This is a genomic window from Endozoicomonas sp., assembly GCF_965196975.1.
GTDB lineage: Bacteria > Pseudomonadota > Gammaproteobacteria > Pseudomonadales > Endozoicomonadaceae > Endozoicomonas.
In genome coordinates this window covers 3,778,564-3,801,780 of the sequence record NZ_OZ239981.1, presented here as the reverse complement: position 1 = coordinate 3,801,780, position 23,217 = coordinate 3,778,564, and the positions used below count along the sequence as shown (strand labels likewise).

General features: G+C 49.3%; 22 protein-coding genes. 7 read left to right on the top strand and 15 right to left on the bottom strand.

The window, feature by feature from the left end; translation table 11 throughout:
- Window positions 1-161 precede the first annotated feature (161 nt).
- The gene (locus ACOCLE_RS17100) at window positions 162-1,157 is read left to right on the top strand and encodes a hypothetical protein (RefSeq protein WP_419533475.1); all 996 of its coding nucleotides are present in this window, start codon (window positions 162-164) and stop codon (window positions 1,155-1,157) included.
- Window positions 1,158-1,191: 34 nt separating this feature from the next.
- Window positions 1,192-2,058 carry a hypothetical protein gene (locus ACOCLE_RS17095; RefSeq protein ID WP_419533474.1) on the top strand — a complete coding sequence of 289 codons (867 nt, stop codon included), beginning with the start codon at window positions 1,192-1,194 and terminating at the stop codon, window positions 2,056-2,058.
- A 94-nt stretch (window positions 2,059-2,152) separates the two neighbouring features.
- Here ACOCLE_RS17095 and tnpC read toward each other — a convergent pair whose 3' ends face one another.
- Window positions 2,153-3,658, bottom strand: coding sequence for an IS66 family transposase (tnpC, locus tag ACOCLE_RS17090; protein WP_419532963.1), 1,506 nt, complete (start codon window positions 3,656-3,658; stop codon window positions 2,153-2,155).
- Between the two features lie 103 nt (window positions 3,659-3,761).
- On the opposite strand from tnpC, the gene ACOCLE_RS17085 reads away from it, so the two are divergent.
- The gene (locus tag ACOCLE_RS17085; protein ID WP_419537224.1) at window positions 3,762-3,848 is read left to right on the top strand and encodes a hypothetical protein; all 87 of its coding nucleotides are present in this window, start codon (window positions 3,762-3,764) and stop codon (window positions 3,846-3,848) included.
- Window positions 3,849-4,707: 859 nt separating this feature from the next.
- Here the strand turns inward: ACOCLE_RS17085 and ACOCLE_RS17080 are convergent.
- The 5 genes from ACOCLE_RS17080 to ACOCLE_RS17060 all read right to left on the bottom strand — a co-directional run bounded on the left by ACOCLE_RS17080 (window position 4,708) and on the right by ACOCLE_RS17060 (window position 10,641).
- Window positions 4,708-5,811, bottom strand: coding sequence for a hypothetical protein (locus ACOCLE_RS17080; protein ID WP_419533473.1), 1,104 nt, complete (start codon window positions 5,809-5,811; stop codon window positions 4,708-4,710).
- 153 nt (window positions 5,812-5,964) lie between these two features.
- A complete protein-coding gene (locus tag ACOCLE_RS17075) occupies window positions 5,965-6,840 on the bottom strand; it encodes a hypothetical protein (protein WP_419533472.1) in 876 nt (291 codons plus the stop codon).
- 165 nt (window positions 6,841-7,005) lie between these two features.
- Window positions 7,006-9,144: a helicase C-terminal domain-containing protein gene (locus tag ACOCLE_RS17070; RefSeq protein WP_419533471.1), complete on the bottom strand. Its 2,139-nt coding sequence runs from the start codon at window positions 9,142-9,144 to the stop codon at window positions 7,006-7,008.
- A gap of 44 nt (window positions 9,145-9,188) precedes the next feature.
- Window positions 9,189-9,824: a type I-E CRISPR-associated protein Cas6/Cse3/CasE gene (locus tag ACOCLE_RS17065; RefSeq protein WP_419533470.1), complete on the bottom strand. Its 636-nt coding sequence runs from the start codon at window positions 9,822-9,824 to the stop codon at window positions 9,189-9,191.
- Between the two features lie 22 nt (window positions 9,825-9,846).
- Entirely contained in the window at window positions 9,847-10,641 is a 795-nt protein-coding gene (locus ACOCLE_RS17060; protein WP_419533469.1) for a hypothetical protein, read from the bottom strand.
- Window positions 10,642-10,944: 303 nt separating this feature from the next.
- On the opposite strand from ACOCLE_RS17060, the gene ACOCLE_RS17055 reads away from it, so the two are divergent.
- Window positions 10,945-11,283 (top strand): hypothetical protein, encoded by a 339-nt coding sequence (locus ACOCLE_RS17055; protein WP_419533468.1) that lies wholly within the window; start codon window positions 10,945-10,947, stop codon window positions 11,281-11,283.
- A 50-nt stretch (window positions 11,284-11,333) separates the two neighbouring features.
- Here the strand turns inward: ACOCLE_RS17055 and ACOCLE_RS17050 are convergent, their stop codons facing one another.
- The 4 genes from ACOCLE_RS17050 to ACOCLE_RS17035 all read right to left on the bottom strand — a co-directional run bounded on the left by ACOCLE_RS17050 (window position 11,334) and on the right by ACOCLE_RS17035 (window position 13,939).
- Window positions 11,334-11,651, bottom strand: coding sequence for a hypothetical protein (locus tag ACOCLE_RS17050; RefSeq protein ID WP_419533467.1), 318 nt, complete (start codon window positions 11,649-11,651; stop codon window positions 11,334-11,336).
- A gap of 38 nt (window positions 11,652-11,689) precedes the next feature.
- Window positions 11,690-12,229 (bottom strand): NUDIX domain-containing protein, encoded by a 540-nt coding sequence (locus tag ACOCLE_RS17045; protein WP_419533466.1) that lies wholly within the window; start codon window positions 12,227-12,229, stop codon window positions 11,690-11,692.
- Window positions 12,230-12,476: 247 nt separating this feature from the next.
- Window positions 12,477-13,574, bottom strand: a complete 1,098-nt coding sequence (locus tag ACOCLE_RS17040) for a phage integrase (RefSeq protein ID WP_419533465.1) — start codon at window positions 13,572-13,574, stop codon at window positions 12,477-12,479.
- Window positions 13,575-13,606: 32 nt separating this feature from the next.
- Complete coding sequence (locus ACOCLE_RS17035) at window positions 13,607-13,939, bottom strand: helix-turn-helix domain-containing protein (protein WP_419533464.1); 333 nt, start codon at window positions 13,937-13,939, stop codon at window positions 13,607-13,609.
- A gap of 142 nt (window positions 13,940-14,081) precedes the next feature.
- Between ACOCLE_RS17035 and ACOCLE_RS17030 the strand changes: the two genes are divergently transcribed.
- Entirely contained in the window at window positions 14,082-14,303 is a 222-nt protein-coding gene (locus ACOCLE_RS17030; RefSeq protein ID WP_419533463.1) for a hypothetical protein, read from the top strand.
- A 68-nt stretch (window positions 14,304-14,371) separates the two neighbouring features.
- The gene (locus ACOCLE_RS17025) at window positions 14,372-14,572 is read left to right on the top strand and encodes a hypothetical protein (RefSeq protein ID WP_419533462.1); all 201 of its coding nucleotides are present in this window, start codon (window positions 14,372-14,374) and stop codon (window positions 14,570-14,572) included.
- A gap of 93 nt (window positions 14,573-14,665) precedes the next feature.
- On the opposite strand, the gene ACOCLE_RS17020 is transcribed toward ACOCLE_RS17025, so the two are convergent.
- The 3 genes from ACOCLE_RS17020 to ACOCLE_RS17010 form a co-directional block, all read right to left on the bottom strand.
- On the bottom strand, window positions 14,666-15,946 hold the full coding sequence (locus tag ACOCLE_RS17020; RefSeq protein ID WP_419532972.1) for an ISKra4 family transposase: 1,281 nt from the start codon (window positions 15,944-15,946) through the stop codon (window positions 14,666-14,668).
- Window positions 15,947-16,014: 68 nt separating this feature from the next.
- Window positions 16,015-16,679, bottom strand: a protein-coding gene (locus ACOCLE_RS17015; RefSeq protein WP_419533461.1) for an IS1 family transposase whose coding sequence is annotated in 2 segments (ribosomal slippage) — window positions 16,015-16,436 and window positions 16,436-16,679 — 666 coding nt in all. Because the reading frame shifts where the segments join, the coding sequence is not laid out codon by codon here.
- A 331-nt stretch (window positions 16,680-17,010) separates the two neighbouring features.
- Window positions 17,011-19,245, bottom strand: a complete 2,235-nt coding sequence (locus ACOCLE_RS17010; protein ID WP_419533460.1) for a hypothetical protein — start codon at window positions 19,243-19,245, stop codon at window positions 17,011-17,013.
- A gap of 823 nt (window positions 19,246-20,068) precedes the next feature.
- Here ACOCLE_RS17010 and ACOCLE_RS17005 point away from each other — a divergent pair.
- Complete coding sequence (locus tag ACOCLE_RS17005) at window positions 20,069-20,776, top strand: hypothetical protein (RefSeq protein WP_419533459.1); 708 nt, start codon at window positions 20,069-20,071, stop codon at window positions 20,774-20,776.
- 556 nt (window positions 20,777-21,332) lie between these two features.
- On the opposite strand, the gene ACOCLE_RS17000 is transcribed toward ACOCLE_RS17005, so the two are convergent.
- Together ACOCLE_RS17000 and ACOCLE_RS16995 are read right to left on the bottom strand one after the other, a co-directional pair.
- On the bottom strand, window positions 21,333-21,863 hold the full coding sequence (locus ACOCLE_RS17000; RefSeq protein ID WP_419533458.1) for a hypothetical protein: 531 nt from the start codon (window positions 21,861-21,863) through the stop codon (window positions 21,333-21,335).
- Between the two features lie 38 nt (window positions 21,864-21,901).
- Window positions 21,902-23,182 carry an ISKra4 family transposase gene (locus ACOCLE_RS16995; protein WP_419532972.1) on the bottom strand — a complete coding sequence of 427 codons (1,281 nt, stop codon included), beginning with the start codon at window positions 23,180-23,182 and terminating at the stop codon, window positions 21,902-21,904.
- Between the last annotated feature and the right edge of the window lie 35 nt (window positions 23,183-23,217).

The following is a 23,217-nucleotide window of genomic DNA, read 5'->3' as shown; positions in this document are numbered from 1 at the left end:
TTCCCGTAAAAGCCAAACCAGTATCGTCTTTTACGGGTGGCGGGCAGCGGGAGGCGGGCGGCGAACAATGCCTGAAAGAACATGGACAAGCCCAGAGCCCCACGGACTTTCACAGGCGCAACCAAGTGGACAAGCCAACGAGCCCCACAGGGAGAGTGAAGATGGCCATAGATGCCGAAAAACTGGATCAGGAAACCGATGCCGAACTGGCAGCCCTTATGGGTCTGACTACGGACGCCCCTGCCGCTTTTGCAGAGCAAGAGGATGAGCAGGACAAGCAAACCGATCAGAACCCACCCGCTGATGAGCTACCCCCGCCACCCGAACCGGAGTCGGACGCTGATGACGAACCGTCAGAGCCGCCTGCTCCAGCATCCAATGACGATAACGGTGAAGACTGGCAGGACAAGTACACCAAGGCGGAAGAGTCCCGCAAGAACGCCCATGCCCTGATGACTCAGGCCACACAGAAAGCCGCTGATCTGGAGCGAAGCAATACCGAGCTTCAGCAGCAGATGGCGCTGCTGAAGGCCAAGGTGGATCTGCTCAGTCAGCAGGGTACTGCTCAGCCAAACAGTGAGCCAGAGCCGTCCGACCAGTTCCAGGAACTCCGCAAGGACTACCAGGAGCTGGACCCGGTGTTCAACAAGCTGGATGAGTCGGAACAGCTCAACCGCAAACTGGAGCAGCGGCTGGCCGCCATTGAGAAGGCTCGGCAGGAGCAGGAGGCGGAGCGGGCACAACAGGCATTCTGGAACAAATTGCGCAGTCTGCATCCGGATGTAGAGCAGATCTCTGCCAGTGAGGATTTTAAAGGCTGGTTTGCACGACAGACAGCGGATGTTCAGGAGTTGAGTCGTGTCAGCCCACTGGGTGCAGCGCAGGTCATGAGTCTCTATAAAGAGGCTGCCGGTCTGAGCAATCAAGCCAAGACCCCGGCACCCAAACCGGCACCTGATCCAGCGCAAAAAATACAGCAGGCAAAACAGATGAGCGAACCGCCGGTGCGGTCACGCTCAAAACCAACCACTCAGGGTCGCCAACCCGCTATGACACTGGACCAGATTGCGGCCATGCCGCAGAAAGAGTTTAACGACAATGAAGAAAAACTCGATGAAATTCTGGCCCAGTGGATCAAGCAGGGAGGCAGGCTCTAACCGTTTCTCGAAAGAGATTCAAAGGATCTGAATCATGGCAACGACCACGTTTCCAACAGGGGCTATGGCCAATGCCCTGTCCGTTATTTATTCCAAAAAGCTCAACGCCAAGTTCTATAAACGAACCGTGTTGTCGGCTATCTGCAACACCAACTGGGAAGGCGAGATCCAGTCGGAAGGCTCCAAGGTAGTAATCCGTACCCGGCCTGATATTACGGTCGCGGATTATGACCGTGCCGTGGGGGTTGAGTATCAGGATCTGGAACCACCCAAGGTGGAAATGCCCATCGACAAGACCAAGTACTACGCCTTTGTGGATGACTACATCCAGAGTGTCCAGTCCAATATCGAGCTGATCAACGAGTCTTCTGCGGATGCAGCGGAAAACGTGAAGATCGCGGTAGACGGCGATGTACTGGGAAATATCTACACCGATGTGCATCCGGACAACAAGATCGACGGCGGTGGTACCGGTGTGGTGGTGGATAAGACTAACGTGCTGGATTACATCGTTGATATGGGCACGCTTCTGGACGAGAAGAACATTCCCGAGTCCGACCGCTGGCTGGTACTGCCACCCTGGGTGTGCGGGATGATCAAGAAGTCCGATCTGAAAGACGCCTCTCTGGCCGGTGATGGTACTTCCATCGTGCGTAATGGCCGACTGGGCATCATTGATCGCTTCACGCTTTATTGCAGCAACAACCTGGCCACCGCGTCGGGGGTGACTCAGTGCCTGGCGGGCGTGAAAGATTTCGCCGGGTTTGCATCGCAGTTTATCAAGCATGAGAGCCTGACGCTGGAGAAGCACTTCGGCATGGGACACCGTGGCCTGCAGGTGTATGGGTACAAGGTCTTGAAGCCGGATGCTGGTGTTTTGCTGGCAGCGAAGCGTTCTTAACTTTTTTTGAACCACAAAGTCACAAAGACACGAAGAAAAAGACAAAAAGCTTTTCTTTGTGCCTCCGTGTCTTTGTGGTGAAAAGCTTTTGTAACTATTCAGCACCCAGCAAAGGCGTATTGTTGTAATTTCGAACCGCTTTAAGAAGCGCCTGAAATATGTTCAACCCCTGCTTTTTAGCAGATGATAAATAGCTTCGGATTCGGGTAAACATGGTACCTCCGTCTTCGCTTCTGAAGCAGCCTGAGATCTTCTGCTTAAGTTTGGCCATCCTGGCATCACGTTCACTGCCATTGTTATCGAAGGGAATTGAAAAGTCCGACATGAAGCGCAACGTTTCAACCTTAAACTCAATAAGCCTTTTGAACAGGTTGTAGGCCTTGGTATTCCTGACCTTCTTACGTCCAAGCACCTGTCGTTGTTTTTCCATATAAGCGGTTTCCTTCGTGAGAGCCCTTTGAAGGATTTGGTCGTATATCGTCTCAATGCGAAGCTGTATTGCACCAGGCATTTGAGTCAGACCGGCTGCTTTGTATTTCTTGCAGAAGTGCCAGGAGAGCGTAAGCAATTTCATCAGCCGCAGAGCCAGCTTATTCGCATCCCTATCGACAACTCCCTGAAGCTCTCTCAGATGATGGGCATTACAAAGCACATGCACTGCCGCATAGGCAAAGTAGGACTTCCAATGATCGTGAACCAGAATGCCTGCAAAAGTCAGCAGGATGCCCATTGCATCCATTGCTTCACAACCTCGCCTTTCTGAGAGGTAGTAAAGCGTCCATTGGTCATCTCGCATAATGTGTAACCACCACAGTGAACCGTCAACCCGCATGCCAGTTTCATCCGCTCCTGCAACCGGACTTTCTTGTAAAGCATCGCGGATACTCTGCTCAGTAGAGGCCAGGTTCTCATGGGTATAGGCAACAAAATTGGCAACAGAGCCTGCGCTGACACTCATGCAATAAATAGTATTGAAATACTCAGACACCCGGTGATATGGGATGAAGTGATACTGGTTTAAATGAACAGCCATTGCCTGAGTCACTTCTCCGTATTGAGCAGCGGCTTTCACTCCTTGGGGAAACTCAGCGGTGTTCCGTTTACCACAAGGACATACTTTAACGTCTGCCCAGTACGCGGTAACTTCAAATTCTCCGGGTCTACCTGGATCAAAAACCTGTCGCTCAATGTATTTGGTGGGTTTAATATCGATAAGCGAAGACTGGCAACAGCAACATTTTTCAACCTTCAGATGCCTGACATAATCGGGTAAGGCGACACGTCTCAAACAAGAGCCTTGATGACCTTTCTGGCCACCTGGTTTATTGCCTGAAGATGGTCTAAGGCTTTTGGGGTTCGGTGTTTCCTGTGAGGAGCAGGGGGCTTCTTTGGAAGATGTATCACCTTTATCACTCCCTTTTTTACTGGGCTTTTGATAACCATCTGACGATGGTGGCTTACTACTGTTTTGACTGTTTTTATTAACCCTTTCTTCCAGTTCGCTGCAACGTTCCCGTAAAAGCGCATTCTCGGTCCGAAGCTCTTCATTCTCTTTAAGGAGAGCTTCGGTAAACGGAGTAGCTGGGAAGTCTGGTTCCATACTGGAGATTTGTTAGAAAAATTGAGTATAAGATGATGGTCGAAAAATCAGAAAATTCCAGATTTATATGAAGGGTGCTGAATAGTTACCTGGTGGTTATACCTTGGCTGAGATAGCCGACCATGTTGGGCTGCACTATACGACGGTCAGTCGTATTGTTCGCAAACATAATGAAGCTGGCTTGCTATAAAGAGTCAACAATTGTGGGTCTAGGAGCTGGTCTGCATCGGTACTTTTGCAAAACCCACACTACCGTCCCTCAACTTTTCGGTTTTTGCTGAAACAACCAGGTTTGCGTTGTGGTATGTAGCTATCTCGCTGCGGTTACGGACTGTATATGCACCGTCAACCACGCTGCCTGCCACATAAAAATTCACCATTGAAAACAAGCAAAATGGTGTAGATATGAACAGACAGGGAAAATAAGAGAGGCTTGTCAGCCTGATAATAACGGCGTGGTATCTTACGACAGTGATACTGCATTGCAAGCTCGGATCTCCGGGGGGGCAGTCGTAGATTTACGACGGTTTGCTGTAATTGCCGCAACAATGGGTGCTTTGAAGGGTATGTGCCCCAGTGGCTGGCGGTACGAGGGTTGGTTTTTGGTTGGTCGATATGACTTGAAAGGTGTGAATTTCAGGTTTCGTGTTTATTAGACGATGTTTTTCTATTGAGTGATGAGTTGTGTGTTATGGGTTATTGTCTCTTCAAGCGCTTCCCTGAAAAGATCGCTTTCCGCTTCCCTTAAAAGAACGCCTCCCGCTGCCCGCTTCCAGCTGCCCGAAAGACAAGACCTTTCTTGTATCTGCGGTTGTCGATGAGTGCCGGTTTACTATTGCGTTGTAACCGTTTAGATTTATCGGTTTCCCCGCAGAGGTGGGGGTTAGTGAGGCGTTGGCACTGCTATGAGAAATGCCTCTGTTTTCCCCGCAGATGTGGGGGCTTTTAAGACCGCTTTCCGCTTCCCGCCGCCCGCTTCCCGTACAAGAAGGTATTGTGCTTTTACGGGCGCCGTGCAACGGGTTGCGGGGTGCAGGCGGCGGGAAGCGTCAAACCTTGTATACGCTGAAATCCAACCCGTATTCCGCAGGGTTGGCAAAGGCCGCGTTGGCCTGCTTCAGCGCATTGTTCAATGTCTCGTTATCGCCTTCCGGGATGATTTCAAACTCCAGCAACGCCACTTTTACCCGGCCCAGGGTGATCGGTGCTTTTAATTCTTCTCCCCAGGTGCGTACCTGCCAGTCCAGGGCGAATTCGCCTTTGCCATCGGCGTAGTGGGCTCCCACGTAGGGGTGCTGGCTGATATGGCGAAGGGCGTAAAGGATAAAACCCAGGTCCAGCTCGGAGGCGCGGGCGATGTCGAGGCCACTGTGCATGACGGTGCCGGGGATGATGGCTTCGTACCCTTCCAGCGGTCGCTCCAGGGTTTCGGTGGCACCCTCTTTGCTGGCTTTGACTTCGGCGCGTCGGGCTTCCAGCTGGTTGATCTGTTCCCCCAGTTTTTTCCGTTCGGCGGTGGATGCCTCGGCGTAGGCTTTTTTGATGGCTTTAACTTCGTCGTCTATGGCTCGCACCTGGCGGGCGATGTCGCCATCTTCGGTCATGATGCGTTTGAGTTTGCTGATGTCCGGTTCGGCCACATAGTCCACCAGAGCCGGGTTGCGTTTGTGGGGCATGGCGCGCATGCGGGAATGGATGTAGTGCACCGGTTGATCGGTGGTTTCCGGCAGCCAATCATCCACACCGAGGGTTCCGGCGTGCTTCCAGAAGCCGCCCAGGCTGATCAGCGGGTTGATGGTGCGCAGCCCCTGTTCCCGTTCGATCACACCCTCCATGGCGGTTGGGCTGAGTTCTTTGGCCAGCTCACCGATGGGTACGCCCTGAAGTAGCATGAAGTGGTCTTTTAATGGTAAACGACCACCGGCAGATTGGCAGGCGCCCAGCAGCAGAGCTTCGCGGATACGGTGGCGCAGCTGGGTGCCGGGAAAGAACACCGGCGATTTGTCCAGCTTTGGGCCGAGCCGTGGGAGGCGCTGAAGGTCTTTGCTGCCGGTGGGGCTGGCAAAGTTGTCGTCGGGGCGGTTGACGGCCAGGGCTGAGATGGCTTTTGTTGTGCCACGGAAATAGTAGGCTCTTCGTTGGGTTGGGTGCATTTTTTGACCTTTTTCAAAGTCGCTACCCGCTGCCCTTAAATGCCGCTCCCCGCTTCCCGCCGCCCGCTACCCGAAAAAGCTTTGCTTGTTCTTTTACGGGTAGCGGGGAGCGGGCAGCGGGTAGCGCCTTCAGATAGGCGGGAAGCGATAGATTCAATTCATAATGACTCGGCGGATTTTGGATACCGCTACGCCTTCTACCGTTTGGTACTGCTCATGATCTTGCCAGTACGGGGCTTTGACCGGGAGTTGGGTGGCGCGGGTGTAGTCGGGTATTTGGGTTCCGGCTTCGGCCTGTTCCTGCAGCCAGGTTAAGGGCAGGTTGCGGGCGATCTGGCTGTGGGCGTCGATCAGGGAGTAGTCCTGGTCGATGGGGTTGATCCAGCGGTTGCGGATGGTGCCGCTGCCGGAGTTGGCATTGACGCCGATGCGGGTACAGTAAAATTGCACCAGTGGGGCAATGCGCTGGATATCGCCCACACCGTGGAACACCAGGTAAGGGGCGTGCCAGGCGTGGTAATGGTTCAGTCGGCTTTTTTCCGGCCCACCGGCGGTGATGATTTTGCGGTAGTGTTCGGTGCCATCGGGCTGGGTTCTGGATGGGGTGATCCTGTCATCCCGCAGGTGTTTGCCGTGGCGCATATTCCCCACGTAGTGCCGGTGCTGGGCGGTGATGCCCTGTTCCGGCGTGACCCCAAAGGCCAGGGCGCTGGCGTGGTAGATGCCGTGGTGCTGGTCGTAGTGCAGCAGCTCTGGCAGCAGACTAAGCGCCCGGGTTGGGCAGCTGGTGTGTTTGTAGAGGATGTACGAGAGCAGACCGTCCAGGTGGATGGGGTGTTTTCTTAGGGTGATTGGGGAGCCGGTTTCGAAAATTAATTCGAAAGGTTTGAAGACCGCTGCCCGCTTTCCGCTGCCCGCCTCCCGAAAAAGATCGCTTCCCGCTTCCCACTGCCCGCTTTCCGTTATTGGTTGGGCGGAAGTTTCAGTTATTCCGTCATTCCCGCGAAGGCGGGAATCCAAGGCTGCCATGGATCTCCGCCTTCGCGGAGATGACGAGTTAATTCTTTCCGGAGTTGACGATGGGGTGGCGTTTCCTTCAGCGTTAAAAAGGTCAAACTGGCTCATGACTGCTTCTCGTCTTTTTCGGGCAGCGGGAAGCGGGTAGCGGTCTTTCCAGGGCGGCGGGTAGCGCGATCAAAGCCATATCACTTCCTCCTTCTCCGTACCCTGTAAGCGGGTTCCATCTACCTGAAAGTATTCAGCCTGTTCGTAGAGGGGGTAGAACCGTTCCGGGATCACACCCTGCAACCGAAAACGGCGATCTGGCCCGATGCGGGGGTCGGCTACCCAGGCGGTGACGCTGTCCTGGCTGTTGCGGATGCCCCGGCCGATCAAGCCCTGCCGCAGTTTACGCAGACCTCTGTCCCGCACCCGGCCGTAGAGCACCTTTTTGGCCTCATCGGTGGTGCGGCCGCTGCTGACGTAGCGGGCGGCAAAGGCGTTCTCGGTGACGCGGCTGGGGGGCTGGATAGGGATGCGGGTGACCATGATATTGGTCAGCAGTTGCTTACCTTCTTTCGTCCGTATGCTGACCCCTTCCCAGGCGGAGGGGGTGACGATGGCGGTGATGGTTCCGGCCTGGAGTTGTTCGATCAGTTCATCCAGCCGGGTGCCTTTCAGGTGAAAGCCTGCTTTGGGGGCTGTGGCTGTTTCGCTGGTTGTTTTCTCCGCAAAAAGCGCCTGCAGTTCCGCCACTTCGGCAAAGGAGGGGCAGAGGCAGAGGGTGGGGCCTTCGGCCATTGCGGTGGTGAGCATGCGGGCGGCAAAGGCCAGCCACTGGGGGTTGTAGGTGGCCTGTTCCTCTTCGTTGTCGGCATCGCCGTGGAAGGGTCTGGCGACCTCTCCGGCCAGTACAAACCGGATATCACCATAGTGCCGTGGGGCGTAGCGTTGGCAGGCCGCTTGATTGAGGTCCGCCTCATTAATGCCCAGCATGGCGCGCAGGGGGGCGAAACGGGCAGGCCCCTGTTGGGCGGAGATGCCCAGGGTACCGCTGGTGAGCAGCACCGAGACCGGTGGTTGCGTTTCGCCGATGCCCCGCACCCAGCGGCTGAAGGCCAGAGCGGCAAAGGGGTTGTCGATGGCGACGGAGCCGATGCGGTTGACCGGCGACCAGGCGAGGCAGCTGGGCTGGTGCTCATCGGTGAGGATACTGTTGAGGGACTGGTAGAACCCTTTCAGGGTGTTGAGCTTGGTAAACGACGCCTCGATGGTGGGCTGGATGGAGTCCACCAGGAGTTTCAGTGCTGCCAGTGAGCGTTTGACCGCCGTTGTGTAGCTGGCACCGAGGCTGGCGGGCAGGTCCCGGGAGAGCAGGCAGGGCTGGTCACGGTAGAGGCCACCGGCGTCGTCCACCACGGTTTGCATCTCTTTCAGGGCGGTGCAGGCGGTGTTGATCTGTTGGGCGGGCCAGCCACAGGCGTCTTTCAGCTCGCGGCAGAGGCTGGCGATGCGCTGGGGTGAGCTGCGCAGGCGGGTGAGGCTTTCGGCGGCATCGGGCAGGCGGTCCGCTTCGTCGGCGATCAGGTATTGGAATGGTTTTTCACCGGTGTCGAACAGGGCGATGTTGCGGGTGGCCAGCATGGTGACAGTGTGGGAGGTGAGCACCAGGTCGGCGTGGTTGGCCTGTTCGCAGTCGGCCTGGTACCAGGCGGCATCGTCGGGGTTGCAGTGTTCGGTAAGGCCGAGGTAGATCTCTCTTCCTTCTTTTAAATAGCCCATGTTCGTGGCGGCGTTTTCGTACCACCAATTCAGGTAGACGTGGGGGCCGTAGCTTTTTTTGATCTTCTCATACCATTGCAGCAGGGCGCGGCGTTCTTTGGGGTTTTCGGTGCTGTCGGCCAGCTCCAGCACTTTGCTGGCGGAGACGTACTGGGCTCGGCCCAGCCGGTTGCAGACGACGATGGGGGGCAGGCCCAGGTGACTGAGCAGTTCGGTGATGAGGGTGCGGTCCCGCCCCAGTTGCTGGATCAGGTGGACGGTGTAGGTGGAGATCAGCGCCCGCTGGCCGGTGAGGGAGAGCTGGATGGCCAGGGGCAGCAGGTAAGCCAGGCTTTTGCCGATGCCGGTTTCCCCTTCGAGCATGGCCACGGCGGGCTGGTCGCCGGTGAGCCAGTCGCACACGGCCAGGGCGTAGTGGTACTGTTGCTCGCGGTATTCGAAGCCATAGAGCTGGTTGAGCAGGCCGGTGGGGTGGAAGATTTGTTCTGCCAGTGGTTTTAAGTCAGTTTCTTTTGCCACGGAGGCACGGAGACACGGAGTTTTTTCTTCCATGTCTTTTCTCCGTGACTCCGTGCCTCCGTGGCTAATCATGATTTTCATCTTACAGCCTCCAGAAGCAGCCCAAAGCCGAACGCTTTTTTGCGGCCAAGCCCCTGATTGTAAGCCTGTTGGGCAGCGGTGGCATTGTGCACTTTGGCCTGGAAGACCACATCGGCACCGTTGATCAGGTGGCGGCGGTTGAGGCGCACCCGCAAGGGTTCTACCAGATCCAGCTGTTGCAGCTCGAAGCCGTGGCGATGCAGCAAACGGGTGAGCCAGGCTTCGGTTTCTGCTTCTGGCAGGGCGTATTCGATGGCTTTGCGGCTACTACGGTTTTCCCCCGGTTCGCTGACCCGTTTGGTGAGGTCGAGTCGGCAGTGGAAGGTGCGCTGCTCCCCTTCGGTCAGGGTGAAGGTGCTGGTTTCGATGGGGCCGATGATCTCTTTGCTATTGGCCGCTTTTGTGTTGGCAGCACTTGAGTTGGAGAGCGCTGCCAGCGGTTTTTGGGTGCTGCGAATCAGCAGGATGCTGCCCTCCTTTTCCCCCTGTGGATAAGGGTAAGAGCGCCAGAGAGGGCGCAGGTGGGTTTTATCGGCCCTGTGTTGATTACCGCACATGACCGCCATCACCCGCTGATGCAGTGGGTAGACCTGATGGAATGGAAGGTCGGTGGTCAGGGAGAATTCATACATCAGACGGTTCTCATTTGTCTCATTAGCTGACGGCTCTCATCAGCTGCAGTTTTTCATGGGGGTCCACCGGTAAGCGCTGGGCCAGGGCGCGGGCCTGTGGATGGTTGGCGAGAAAGATTTGCAGCGGTTTGTCGTTGGGGGCGATGCGCCCATAACAGTGGTCGATAATCAGCAGGCGCAGGGTAGTCCAGGTTTTTTTATCGCGGGTGGCCAGGCTGCGCAGGTCGTCAATCAGGCGCATATCCAGCTTGATGGGGGGCTCCGGGGAGCAGGCGATGATCAGTTCCCGCGATGGGGTGTATTCCAGCTGTTGCACCAGTTCAGTCTTCTTGCGGCCAATGTCGTGGATGTAGACCAGGGGGAATTCCGACTCCGGCAGTTCGCGGATGGTCTCAATGGCGTATTCCATGGCGGCTTTGCCGCTGGCCTGCACGACGTTCTCAAACAGTGGCTGTTCGGCGGATTGCAGCCGCTTCGCCCAGCCGGGGTTGGCCAGCAGTAACGTTCGTGTTTGGCTGACGATCAGCCCGCAGCCGACCAGCAGGCCCAGCTTGCCCGGTGCGATGGGTTTCTCCACCGTGCCACGGTCAATACCCAGATAATGATAGCTGCCATGAAACAGGGCGTTGCAAGGGGCGCAGATGGGCACTTCAAGCCGTATGTAGCTGTCTACACGGGATTCATACAGCGGCACCGCCCAGTGCCGGGAGCGCCGTGCGCAGCAGTAGCAGGTTTGTTCTTCCGTCACCGGTTGCAGCGACATCTCACCGGCCATGGCATGGGTGACTTTCATCCATATAAAGTCGATGCAGTCCATCGGTGGCTCCATGGCAGGTGGTTGAGGTGGCAGGAATTGGGGCGGGAGTTTACGGAATGGGGGTGGGGGTGTCAAAGAGGGGCTGGTGGTTATACCCGTCGGCTTTCAAGCTGCTACTTTGTTGGCTGCATTAGCTAACCATGGTCACATAGTATTTCTATGCTCCCATGGCTTCGCTCATTTGCCGTCGCGTCGCAACTTGAAATCCTTTGGGTATCCTCGTCATCCTGTAGCATCTGAACTTTCAGGGGGAAGGCAAGTCCAAATAAGGAGTTACGGATGATGTATTGAAGGAGCAGAGCGATGACCGATAGGGAGGTTCTTAATCTTATTATACTGGCCGCCACCGTGGGCTCAGGGTGGGTGATCATCGGCTTTTCTGATTATGCCTTTAAGAAAGGGCTGGCTGTTGGGCGGTTGTTTCTGAATGCGTTTTCACTTCATCTGGTAAATGCCTACGCAGCCGTTCTGATTGGCCTTTGTGTTGCCTATTCGGTTGGGCAGTGGTGGTTTGTCGGATGCGTTGCCTTCAGCTCTTTTGTTTTTGTTGAACTGCTTTATGCCTTTGCCCCCGTCCATTCGCTGGTGATTGCACTGCCGGTTTCTGTTGTCGGGCTGGTGTTTTCGGCGTTTTATGTGTGAGCGGTGAGTGTCTTGAAGTGATGGGCTGTTAGAGGCGTGAAGGGGGGCCTTCACTCACTGAAATCGACAGCTGCCTGGGTCTCGTCACTGAACATCGCCAGTTCCTCCTCGGTGATCAGGTGCTGTCTCTTCCAGGTCATGATCATCATGGTGGCCTGGCCTCTACTGAACCCATCAAATAGGTGACCGATGTTTTTATTCCGGTCTCGCACTAATTTGTACAGTTTCAGATAAGCCGCCTGGTAATCGCATTCATCACCTTCGGTCAGGGCGTGCACATCTTCGAAGACCTGCTGACAATAGCGTTGCAGTAGAATCGGGTGTAGCTTTTTGACCACTTTCCAGTCACGTTCGGGGAGCTTGTACATGTTGGTGTTCTTACCAATGGTGGATAAACCACTGGATGCTATATCAACCCTTTCAGCTTTGCCAAGCCGTAAGCAGCAACGGTAACGCAGTCTTTGATGTCACCATCTATGATCATCTGCTCAAAGGCTTCCAGCGGGAAGGATTGGGAGATCAGATCTTCTTCTTCAGTATCCAGCTTTTTACCAACGTTCGTCAGGCCAGTGGCCAGATACACATGGCAAGTCTGATTGAGGAAACCATAGGCAATAAATTGTGCGCCAACGTACTTCATGGCAGTGGCCTGCAACCCGGTCTCTTCTCTCAGTTCACCTTTGGCCAGTTCCAGATGATCCGCATCCGGATTGGATTCCCAGGCACCCTGTGGGATTTCCCAGCACCGCTGTTGCACGGTATAACGATACTGCTGCACCAGATGGATAACGTTGTGGTCGACGGCAAGGATGGCAGCGCAATCGGGCTTATCCACAACACCATAAATGCCTTCCGCTCCACTGGGCCGAAGGATCTTGTCTTCCCGGACGGACATCCATTTATTCTGGTAAACGATCTTGCTGTCGAGCTGTTTTATCTCACCCATGAGTTCTCCAGAGGAAGGGGTTATTGCGGTAAGTTGACCTGTCAAAAGTCCGGATTATGATAAACTACTGTCGTATGAGCGAGTGTCGTATAGCAAAATACTGGGATTTAAGTACGAAAACCGGAATGACAGCATTACGACAGCCTGTATTTATAACTTACTGATATATAAGAAGGTGACGCGGGTTCAAATCCCGCCGCCTCCACCACTATAAAGACCTCGTAGGTTACTGATCTACGGGGTTTTTTTATGGCTGAGGGATTGGGGTATTTGTCGAAGTGTCCAAAAAGTGTCCAACTGCTTTGTTGGCATACTTGTCGGAGGTATGGAGGTTGCACAGGTGGGAGGAAAGCGGGTTGAGTCTGGTGGCATCTTTCAGGTGTTCAGGATCAAACTTTGCGTACCTCATGGTCATGGCAATGTCTGAGTGCCCCAGTATTTTTTGCAGTACCAGGATATTGCCGCCATTCATCATAAAGTGGCTGGCAAAGGTATGCCTCAATACATGGCTCGCCTGTCCTTTGGGCAGTTGGATTCCGGATCGCTTTAACGCCCTTCTGAACGCGCCTATTGATGACTCAAAGCGTTTGTAGACTTTCAGGTGTGCTGAAATCTCGTCAAACAATTGAGGCTCTACAGGGATTGAGCGTATTCGCTTACCTTTGGTATTGGAGTACTGAACACGGTAGTCCTTGAAGTGATAAAGCTGCCTGCTTTCGACTTCTCCCCATCGAGCACCGGTACTCAAACATAAACGGGTGATCAGTCCTACATGGGGGTTACTGCATCCCGTGTCGATGTGGAAAAGCAGTGTTTTGATCTGATCATTCGTCAGATAGGCAAGCTCCGGCTGTTGCGTCTTGATCATCTCGGCTTCTTCCAGAGGATTGCGATAACGGATGTCTTTGCTTTTGATCAGCGTGTTATACATCGCTCTCAGATAGCCCAGATGATTGTTTACGGTTTTATCCGCAATGGGCTTGTCTGTCGCGCTCCCTGCCTTCTTGATGTTTTTGTATTCGTGGAAGTCCTTGATAGTCAATGCACGGGCAATAGGGTTATCAAGAATGTCTGCCATCGCCAGTAAAAGCCGTTTTCTGGGTTCTCCATCGGATAAATCGCAGCCTTTGGCTTTGTACCAGATGTCGATCAGTTCAGTTAACCGGCGATTGTCAGCGGCTTCGGCCTTCCACGGCTTCCCTTCCTGATATTTGGCTTTGAGAAAGTCGATGTACTCAATGCATTCCCGTTTTGTTGTGCAGGTTTTTCGGTAACGCCTTCCGTATTTTCCTACCCTGACATCAACTTTCCATAATCCTGATACTTTGTCTTTTGTTATGCTCATACAGTTCCTCGCTTTTTGCCTTGTTTTAAAGGCTATTCTTTAAGTGGGTTTTTTCTATACGCTCTCCGACGTTTAGATATTTCCGTATCTAAATCTTCAATAGATTCAACTTCTTGGGCTAATTGCTTAATTTTCTCCTTCTCTTTTTTGGTGAATTTAATTTCGGCTTTGCCGGTGATGAGGTAATTGCTGGCAAATGGGAAAAGAATACAAAGCTGCTCCACCAGGTCAGCCGGTGTGCGCTGTTTTCCAAATTCAATGTTCTCCAGCGATTGCTCTGAAATTCCACATTTTTGAGCTAATTCCCCTCTGGTTAGACCTTCTAATTTGCGAATTAGTTCGATTCTCTTGTTTATATTACTCATTGATTTTAAACACCATTTTAATTTTTTAATAAATATATTTGTATACTGTACGGAAATAAAGTATACCTTCTAATCCGTATATATAACGGATTATATATACATTTGACTAATACTATCCTGTTTCATGGAGGAAATGGCAACTATGGAAAACTCTGGATTGTTCCAGACTGCTGAAGGCTTTGCCGCCGATCTTGGTGTGACTGTGCGCACGGTGGAAAGTTGGATGGAGCGAAATCTTTTACCTACCCAGAAAATCGGCAAGCGCCGATTGATTAACCTCTATCAGATCAAAAAGAATCTTGATTCGGGTGAGCCAATTAATAAAACGACAATAGCGAAGTTCTTAAAGAAGTCTAAAAAATAACGCCGCGACGTTCAGCATTTCGGTAACTCATTAAAAAATCAAAGTCATTACTTTGGTAGGGGAGTCTTATGTTTGAAAAAAATAAATCTATGATAGAGGTGTCAGAGCTGTGTAGACAGATTCAATTGATCTGCTACTGCTTGAAGCTTATCAATGATGAGCGGGAACGAATTAAAAAAAGTATTTCCGCATTTAATCAATACACCAGCGATGAGGATCGTGGGCTTTGGCTTTCGGAATTGAATGAGTGTGATCTCAATTATGGGTGATGTATCAAAACTGTTGATAGTGGTTTCGGGAGATAAATTCCCCAATAACCTTATCATGAATGTCTAGGGTGCTCTCTCAATTTGATAACTGACTCATAGGTTAGCTTCAACCTTTCCAGTCATGAACTCAGACCAAAGTTGTTCCCAGCGCCCCTTACTCTGGATCAGTGCTCTTGTTGTCAAAAGCACTTCCGCTCCTGTTGCTTTCCACCTCATTCCAGAACCACATAATCGTTGCTTTACCAGAGTCTTACAAGCCGCTTCAGTAACTCCTGAACCTATTGGCCAATGGCGTTTAAGCGCCTGATGATAATTCATTAACTGGTGATTGTTTGTAAAATAGCTCACAGCTTTGTAGCGCTTCTCTGTCAGTGCGATTGTCTTTTTCGGGAGCTCGGCTGATTCAATTTCCTGAAGGATTTTTTTGGCTGCTCCACGCTTGTTTTTCAAACTATGTAGCCTGTCTTCAAGCCACTGGTGTCGCTTCGCCTTACTGGTTGGAAACAGTGCTTCCGCTGCTCCAGCTAAATATTCAGATGCATGATAAAAATCGAGTATCTGCCCAGAGGTATGTTGTTTCAAATAACTCCAGTTTTCTCTAGCCCCGTCAGCTACCCCGATGTATGTGGCATTTGGGTAGAGTCGTTTTAGATCTGCAATCTCCTCGTCGAGCTTGCTCATAAAGCTTTGTTTACCATACTCTGGCGAACTGGCTGTATATATCGTGTGGAGCCTGTCTCCATCTGCAGAATATAGGCTCAATGTCCCACACATGGCTTCCCTCCAGCCTTCTTCACAAAGCAGCATGCAGGTTCCATCCAGACCAATGGCTATTGTTTCAACAGGCTCTTTTAGTGGAGGAAGGTGGTAGTGAGTGTCTTGCTGGTCTTCAATTAATGCACCTACTCTGTCCGATAAATGCTTGATATAAGAATTTGAAAGCGTCCTTTGATGGTTGGTCTCAAAATCTTCTTTTACCGCAGGCGCTGGCATCTGGCTGTATTTCCAGGCGATAGACTTGGCAAATTTGGGGGTAGCTGAACCAATAATACCGGCACGAAGATCAAGTGCTGCCAGAGTACTGCCACCTCTGACACCCTGATATACGGAGCGCTCCAAAGGTATACGACCGTATAAGGTTTCATAGTGCTTAAGAACCTTTCCTTTGTAGTTCCACTTCTGCTGATTAACGACGATAGGTTCTTTATTGGGTGATTCAAATAGCCCCAATAACTCTTTTGTTCCAAGCTGCCCGGCTTCATTGAGTGCACGCTGTAAACTATCTTCAAGATTCAGCATGTTGCCTGAATCTATAGAAACTTCAATTTGCAAAACGATGCTTTTGGTAGAGCTGGAAATAACAGAAGCGGGCATGACAGTTAACTATTATGAGTGGTGTTCCCATAGTAGCTGTGAAAATAGAGCACTATTGTTTCAATCATTCAGAGAGAGCACCCAATGTCTATTGATCTTGAGAAGCAAATAGTCCTTCTGGCTAACCGTTTCAAGCAAGTTCTCAAGGTCAGATTCTGCCGCTCAATCCGCTGAGTAAAGTACTTTCCAATGATATGTTTATCTTCTGATAAACAGGATGTATATGGTTGCCAGTCATCTGTGCAGTAAAAACTAACTTTGAAGCGGGCCAGAAGCTCCAACAGCTTTTTGAGCGTCTCTGTGCTTCTGGGGCCGAACGCATGGGCAATGATCTTCTTGAAACGTGGCTCCCATGCATAAAACAGCCAGCGTTGCTGCTTCTTGCTACCAACAAATGACCACTGCTCATCCATTTCGAAGATAATCTTGACCTGGGCATTTTCGAAGGGGAGTTGTGTTACTGTTGGCGGGTCGAGTTTTTTAAGCGAGCCAATACAGTCGTTGGACTGATCTCAAGGACACGTCCGATATCTCTGACCCCGGAGCCATTCATGGTCATCTTTATGATCTGCTCATGAGTACCAGGCAGATTGCCATTATAGCGATACTCGAGTTGGAAGCTCTTATTACAGTCCTTGCATCTATACCGCTGGTGACCCGTCTCAGCTTTCCCGTTCTTAACAACATTGAACGTTTGTTGACAATGGATACAGGCAACTTGAACTTCAGCCATAGATGACTCAAAAAGACAGGAATGTATCAGATCAACAGCTTTGGCACATCACCGAAAATAGCGTATTACTGCGTGAAATAGCGGGAAAACGGCTATTTCTTGATGCCTGAAACTAGTTAACTTACTGAAAAAAAAAGAGAACCCTAATTTAAAACTAGGGTTCAAATCATATCTTTTTAATAAATACCAACTGTCTAACTTATTGATGCTTGTTGCTTTTATTCTGGTAATACCGTTATCGAAGTTTATAAAGTCCAGGAAGTGTCCAACAAATTTAACCTAAGCGATAGTTAACGGAAGTATTCGCTCTCAGCCTGCAAGTTTGAATCACTTATCTGACAGCATTCCAGTTGTCTGAAATCATAGGTAACCCCATTGCCTTGTAAATGTAGTTACTTCCTTTTTCCTGGTTGAGGCACTCAATAGCCAGTCGATTTACCACCTTTACAGGGAAAGCCTGCCCCTTGTTTCCTGCGCTTTTGCCAATTACCAGGAAGTACCCACCCTTTCTTCTGTCGTTAAACAGTGCGACGACCATGCTGTTGATGTGTTTGACTCTGGCTCTTTCAACAGATTCGTCAGGCAGCGTTGTTTTCGTTCTGACTCCTTCTACGATTATCTGTTTAAGCGTAGACATCACCTCTGTGCCAAAGAGTGTTTCCAGAAATTTGTGCTTTTGCTGATCTGTGAATACATCCAGACGCTTACAGTCTCTAAAATCAAACAGCGGCTTGCCAATAAACCTGTCGTACATGACGTTAGCCATGAGTTCGAATTCTTCGTCAGCCGGTGTTGCTTTGCGCTCCCTGTCAAATCCCCAGCCGAATGGATACTGCTTCAGCTTGAAGAGCTTTAAAATATCATCAGCGTACCTGCGAACACATTGTCGCTGACTTTCCGAATGCATTGAGGCTCCTTTTTCAAACTCAGCCAAAAATTCCCTGCGTGTCCATTTTGCTGGATCACCTTTTACATCCCAGCTTTTTGGAAAGACTACTGACTGTTTTAGCAGGTGCAGCATGGTGCCATCAATATTGCCGTCCTTACTGGGGACTTTTTCATTCTCTGCTATTTCAGAGAGTTTTCTTGCTGAGGGTGGAGCAATCTGTTCGGCAATCTGGCGGTAGCCTACGGTTTCTGAAAACTTGTGGACAGATTCACTGGGTTTCATCGCCTGCTGTTTGACCTGGTTAAGATCACTGACAATGGTTTTTGATTTTTCTGCACAGCGCTCTTCCAGAAATTTATCAAGCTGTTGTCTTTCACGCTCGCTTTTACAGCTTTCTACAAATTTCAGCACTGCATCTGCAATAGCCATGTCTTCCTTAAGCTTGCGGATGTCTGCGATTGATGGGTAGGTTTTAGTGACAACAGCAGGAGTAACAGGCTTTGGTTTTTCCTTTGCCATAGGTGGTCTGCTGGCAACAGGTTTAGGTTTTGCTTCAGGCCTTGGAGTAAATGGTTTTGATATAACTGGTTCTGGCTTTGTTTCTTCTTCTTTTTTCTTTTTGGACTGTTCAAGGAATTTACGGCCTTCTTCAAGTATTCTATCTACTTCCTCCATTCCTTTTTCTGTGTCTTCCCGGTGCTTTCTTTCCAGTTCTGATAGCTTTGAGCTTGAGCGTTTATTAGTAGTGTCTGTGTTGTCCTGCTTTTTATGACTTGTTGATGGTTGATTAAGAGATCCAGCTACAGGCTCTTTTGTGTCTTCATCGTCAGATTTTGGTTCATCGAGACCAGAATCACATCCAGGATCTCCATCATCGGGAGCTGAAGGTGCCGAAACTCCAGAATCTCTTGCCAGTGCGTTAACCTCATTTTTCATAAAGTTAAAAGCGGAAAGTGCCTGTAGCCTTCTGAGAAGAGACTTATCGGTATCCGACTCTACCTTCTCCTGAGCATCTTTAAAGGTAGGATTACTGAAGGCTTTGGCTATGCAGGCAGTCCTGACATCATCCATGAGCATATCCATTTTGTCAGTCATTTGCTCAATGGCATGCCGGACAACCTCACTTTTCGCTTCCATACTTGCTGGCATTAGCTTGTCGAGCTGATAAACACGTCGAACATACTCAGTAAAGTGGTGTGTGGCTTTTGTTTTGTCAGGGGTAACAAAGTCATGGGCACTATTTCTGAAAAATGCTTTTAATTTCTCTGTGGCCTTTTCTCCATTGCCCTCTCTGATTTGTTGTAAGTCTTGCTGCAGTTCTTTATCAAATCTCTGGTAGCGAACATCAGGTGCTTCCCAAACTTCTATGGGTAGTTCCAGATCCATCTCTAAAAACTCGTCCATTTCTGAGTCTGAAATTTGAAGGTCATCTAATAGCCTTTGAGAGTTCGGTTCTTTAGGCTTTTCTGACTCTTTGTTTTTCTTTTTTTCTGCCGGTTTTTCCATTTCTGGCATCATCATTCCAAGCAGTTTTTCATGTTCCAGATGGGGAGTCTTTTCAATATCAGAGAAAAAAGGGTGTACTTGTATAACAGTCTGAAGATTGTACTTGTTGAGGCTTTTGTGGGGAGGAGTAGGCGCCAGGTTATTAGTGAGAATAGATTTTTGGCCAAGCAATTCATCTCTTTGGTGGCAAGTCCATCGCCCTGTATGTGCAGAGTTATTGTCATGGAGAGCAGCAGAGGAATAGTGTGAGTTAAGGGGGTATGGTAAGAGTTGGTTATTAGTATCCACTTGATGATCCCTGACTTTAAATAGCTTGATTCAGTGAAGTTGGAGTTTTATCAATCCAAAAAATTCAATGCCAGATCAGGTAATTCGTGATTATTTCGTAAATTACTGAATAAAAAAAGTTATTTTATACTTCTTTAATGCATGCATTGTTAGGAATGATAGTGCCTATTAGCTGTTGATTTAGTCGATCTGAAGTGTCCAAAAAGTCTCCAGAAAATAGCGTATTACTGCGGGAAATAGCGGGAAATAGCGGGAAATAGCGGGAAAACGGCTATTTCTTGATGCCTGTAATTAGTTAATTTATTGAAAAATGTAGAGAACCTTAATCTTAGACTAGGGTTCAAATCATATCTTTTTAATAAAGGCTAACTTTCTAACTGGCTGATATATTGTGATTTTTTGGTTTGTAAAACAGTTAGAGAAGTTTTAATAGTCCAGAAAGTGTCCAAAAAGATGTTCTTACCTATATTTTGGGGTGTGGGTTCTTGTGATAAAGCTTTGTTGAAATGATGACTTACCCTAGGCCATTCATCTTTGGCTTTAACTGCAATCTACTATAAAAAATACTGTTTAAATGCTTCGATAAATTATCAGTTAAATATAATCTGTCGTATATATGTATGATGAGAGCAAATGAACTTTTTGTTTTTAATAGATCTCTAAGCTTTTAACGAGTATTTGACAATAAAAAATAGAGGTCTTTTTGATGAATGTCGGTGGCCAAACTGTATCATATAGTAATCAAGTCTATAACAGACTTACAGAGGACGTATCATTCCAGGATGCCGACAATTCAGAGCAACAGAGTGAACGCAGTAAGCCAGGCTGTTTTACCCGTGCTATGAAGTGGGTATGTGAGCATCCCTGTAAATCATTTTTCATTGCAGTCGGGGTCGTAGGTGTTACATCAGGTACGGTGAGTCTTGGAGTGGTTTTGGGTCTTGGTGGGGCTGGTGTAGCCTTGTCTGCTAGAAATACAACATTGGCACCTAATGTCACTAACTTCATGACAACTAATGGATCGGCAGAAACCTCTCAATCAACAACTACTACTTCTGACTTTGCGCCATCAACATCACCGGCTCCTGTTTCGCTTAAAACAACACAGGAACAAACAACCACAGATTCAGGTAGGGTCGAGAAGTACAGAGGTGCATATTGTGAAGGGCAGTATGTTGAAACTTGGCATTATTGTTGTGAAGATCCTGAAGATACTTCAGGGCAAAATAAACATTACTTCAGGGATGCAAACTCAACATATACCAACCCATGGGGGGCATCGTGTCCAGGCCATGAAGAATATTGGTTCCCAGGAGAAACTGAATGTACGAAAAATGATAGGGCCGAAGAGGCAGCATCAATGACAGAATATTGCAAAGATCAGCACAATAGTACCGCTAAATTTGATGATTAATATTTTTATTAAGAAAGTTGCAGCAGTAGGCTCTAAATACTTTTTTAATTGTATTCTCTAAGTATTAATTTCCGGCAATTTTTTATAGTGAAAGGTTTTTGGTTGATGGTTTATATGACTACTAGCCATTCTGACTCTGGATTAAGGGTCTAGGGGCTGTTTTGTTGTAATGTAAGTGTCCAAAAAGTGTCCAGAAAATTGAGTATTACTGCGTAAAATAGCGTAAAAACGGTGATTTCTTAATCTAGGATCTTTCATAACTTACTGAAAAATATAGAGAACCCTGATCTTAGACTAGGGTTCAAATCCCGCCGCCTCCACCAAATAGAAACCCGGTTGGTCCTGGATCTTCCGGGTTTTTTTATGGCTGGACAGAAGCGGTTTTTGCCGAAGTGCCCAACTGGATTCTCGTTGTTCCACGAATTCGGCGGTTGGGCGCTGATTTCCGTATTCAATATTTTCCAAACGCTGTTCGCAAATACCTCATTCTTTCATCAGACACTCTGCTTGTTTTTCGTGAAATGGTAGCTTCTCGACAATCTTCTCAAGCAAATTTTTATAGGTTCATATAGGTCAACTCGGATTCCGAAACTAAGGTAGGGTCTATATCCGCTGCATACAATACGCTTTGAGCCGTTCTGTCTATTTGCTGGGAGGCTTGGGACGAGCTTGTGGCATGTTGAATCATTATTTGTGGTGTGGATGCCCAGCTATCAAAAGGCGGAAGTGTCGTCTTTGGCTCACATGAGCTGAGGATCACTGGATTATTACTAAAAGTTGGTGTGTTTAAAGAAAAATGGGGGAGGGGAAAGCCATCCTGCCCTGGGGTTAAAACGCCCTCGGAGTCGGTAGACCCATTTGATGCGCTATCCGGTGCTGGTGATTGTGACTGATAGTTCAAGTCTGCCGATGAGTGATAGGCTGATAAACGTGAATTTCGTCTTGGACCTAAATCATCAACTCGATATGAGTGTTCACCAATCTCTTTATACCCCTGCTCTGGTTTATGCTGCTTTTTACACTTTTTAATTAATGAGATGGTCTCATTTAGTATTCTCTGTTTGGTGCGCACATCCGTTAAAAGCATTGATCTTGGATGGGTGCTCTCTCAATTTGATAACTGACTCATAGGTTAGCTTCAACCTTTCCAGTCATGAACTCAGACCAAAGTTGTTCCCAGCGCCCCTTACTCTGGATCAGTGCTCTTGTTGTCAAAAGCACTTCCGCTCCTGTTGCTTTCCACCTCATTCCAGAACCACATAATCGTTGCTTTACCAGAGTCTTACAAGCCGCTTCAGTAACTCCTGAACCTATTGGCCAATGGCGTTTAAGCGCCTGATGATAATTCATTAACTGGTGATTGTTTGTAAAATAGCTCACAGCTTTGTAGCGCTTCTCTGTCAGTGCGATTGTCTTTTTCGGGAGCTCGGCTGATTCAATTTCCTGAAGGATTTTTTTGGCTGCTCCACGCTTGTTTTTCAAACTATGTAGCCTGTCTTCAAGCCACTGGTGTCGCTTCGCCTTACTGGTTGGAAACAGTGCTTCCGCTGCTCCAGCTAAATATTCAGATGCATGATAAAAATCGAGTATCTGCCCAGAGGTATGTTGTTTCAAATAACTCCAGTTTTCTCTAGCCCCGTCAGCTACCCCGATGTATGTGGCATTTGGGTAGAGTCGTTTTAGATCTGCAATCTCCTCGTCGAGCTTGCTCATAAAGCTTTGTTTACCATACTCTGGCGAACTGGCTGTATATATCGTGTGGAGCCTGTCTCCATCTGCAGAATATAGGCTCAATGTCCCACACATGGCTTCCCTCCAGCCTTCTTCACAAAGCAGCATGCAGGTTCCATCCAGACCAATGGCTATTGTTTCAACAGGCTCTTTTAGTGGAGGAAGGTGGTAGTGAGTGTCTTGCTGGTCTTCAATTAATGCACCTACTCTGTCCGATAAATGCTTGATATAAGAATTTGAAAGCGTCCTTTGATGGTTGGTCTCAAAATCTTCTTTTACCGCAGGCGCTGGCATCTGGCTGTATTTCCAGGCGATAGACTTGGCAAATTTGGGGGTAGCTGAACCAATAATACCGGCACGAAGATCAAGTGCTGCCAGAGTACTGCCACCTCTGACACCCTGATATACGGAGCGCTCCAAAGGTATACGACCGTATAAGGTTTCATAGTGCTTAAGAACCTTTCCTTTGTAGTTCCACTTCTGCTGATTAACGACGATAGGTTCTTTATTGGGTGATTCAAATAGCCCCAATAACTCTTTTGTTCCAAGCTGCCCGGCTTCATTGAGTGCACGCTGTAAACTATCTTCAAGATTCAGCATGTTGCCTGAATCTATAGAAACTTCAATTTGCAAAACGATGCTTTTGGTAGAGCTGGAAATAACAGAAGCGGGCATGACAGTTAACTATTATGAGTGGTGTTCCCATAGTA

Bases quoted from the DNA above. Each gene is read 5' to 3' on its own strand.
- ACOCLE_RS17100 (WP_419533475.1), top strand. From the start codon at position 162: ATGGCCATAGATGCCGAAAAACTGGATCAGGAAACCGATGCCGAACTG.
- ACOCLE_RS17020 (WP_419532972.1), bottom strand. From the start codon at position 15,946: ATGCCCGCTTCTGTTATTTCCAGCTCTACCAAAAGCATCGTTTTGCAA.
- ACOCLE_RS17040 (WP_419533465.1), bottom strand. From the start codon at position 13,574: ATGAGCATAACAAAAGACAAAGTATCAGGATTATGGAAAGTTGATGTC.
- ACOCLE_RS17045 (WP_419533466.1), bottom strand. From the start codon at position 12,229: ATGGGTGAGATAAAACAGCTCGACAGCAAGATCGTTTACCAGAATAAA.
- ACOCLE_RS17005 (WP_419533459.1), top strand. From the start codon at position 20,069: ATGAATGTCGGTGGCCAAACTGTATCATATAGTAATCAAGTCTATAAC.
- ACOCLE_RS17065 (WP_419533470.1), bottom strand. From the start codon at position 9,824: ATGTATGAATTCTCCCTGACCACCGACCTTCCATTCCATCAGGTCTAC.
- ACOCLE_RS17000 (WP_419533458.1), bottom strand. From the start codon at position 21,863: ATGCTTTTAACGGATGTGCGCACCAAACAGAGAATACTAAATGAGACC.
- ACOCLE_RS17070 (WP_419533471.1), bottom strand. From the start codon at position 9,144: ATGGAAGAAAAAACTCCGTGTCTCCGTGCCTCCGTGGCAAAAGAAACT.
- ACOCLE_RS16995 (WP_419532972.1), bottom strand. From the start codon at position 23,182: ATGCCCGCTTCTGTTATTTCCAGCTCTACCAAAAGCATCGTTTTGCAA.
- ACOCLE_RS17095 (WP_419533474.1), top strand. From the start codon at position 1,192: ATGGCAACGACCACGTTTCCAACAGGGGCTATGGCCAATGCCCTGTCC.
- ACOCLE_RS17080 (WP_419533473.1), bottom strand. From the start codon at position 5,811: ATGCACCCAACCCAACGAAGAGCCTACTATTTCCGTGGCACAACAAAA.
- ACOCLE_RS17055 (WP_419533468.1), top strand. From the start codon at position 10,945: ATGACCGATAGGGAGGTTCTTAATCTTATTATACTGGCCGCCACCGTG.
- ACOCLE_RS17050 (WP_419533467.1), bottom strand. From the start codon at position 11,651: ATGTACAAGCTCCCCGAACGTGACTGGAAAGTGGTCAAAAAGCTACAC.
- ACOCLE_RS17035 (WP_419533464.1), bottom strand. From the start codon at position 13,939: ATGAGTAATATAAACAAGAGAATCGAACTAATTCGCAAATTAGAAGGT.
- ACOCLE_RS17075 (WP_419533472.1), bottom strand. From the start codon at position 6,840: ATGGCAGCCTTGGATTCCCGCCTTCGCGGGAATGACGGAATAACTGAA.
- ACOCLE_RS17030 (WP_419533463.1), top strand. From the start codon at position 14,082: ATGGAAAACTCTGGATTGTTCCAGACTGCTGAAGGCTTTGCCGCCGAT.
- ACOCLE_RS17025 (WP_419533462.1), top strand. From the start codon at position 14,372: ATGTTTGAAAAAAATAAATCTATGATAGAGGTGTCAGAGCTGTGTAGA.
- tnpC (WP_419532963.1), bottom strand. From the start codon at position 3,658: ATGGAACCAGACTTCCCAGCTACTCCGTTTACCGAAGCTCTCCTTAAA.
- ACOCLE_RS17060 (WP_419533469.1), bottom strand. From the start codon at position 10,641: ATGGACTGCATCGACTTTATATGGATGAAAGTCACCCATGCCATGGCC.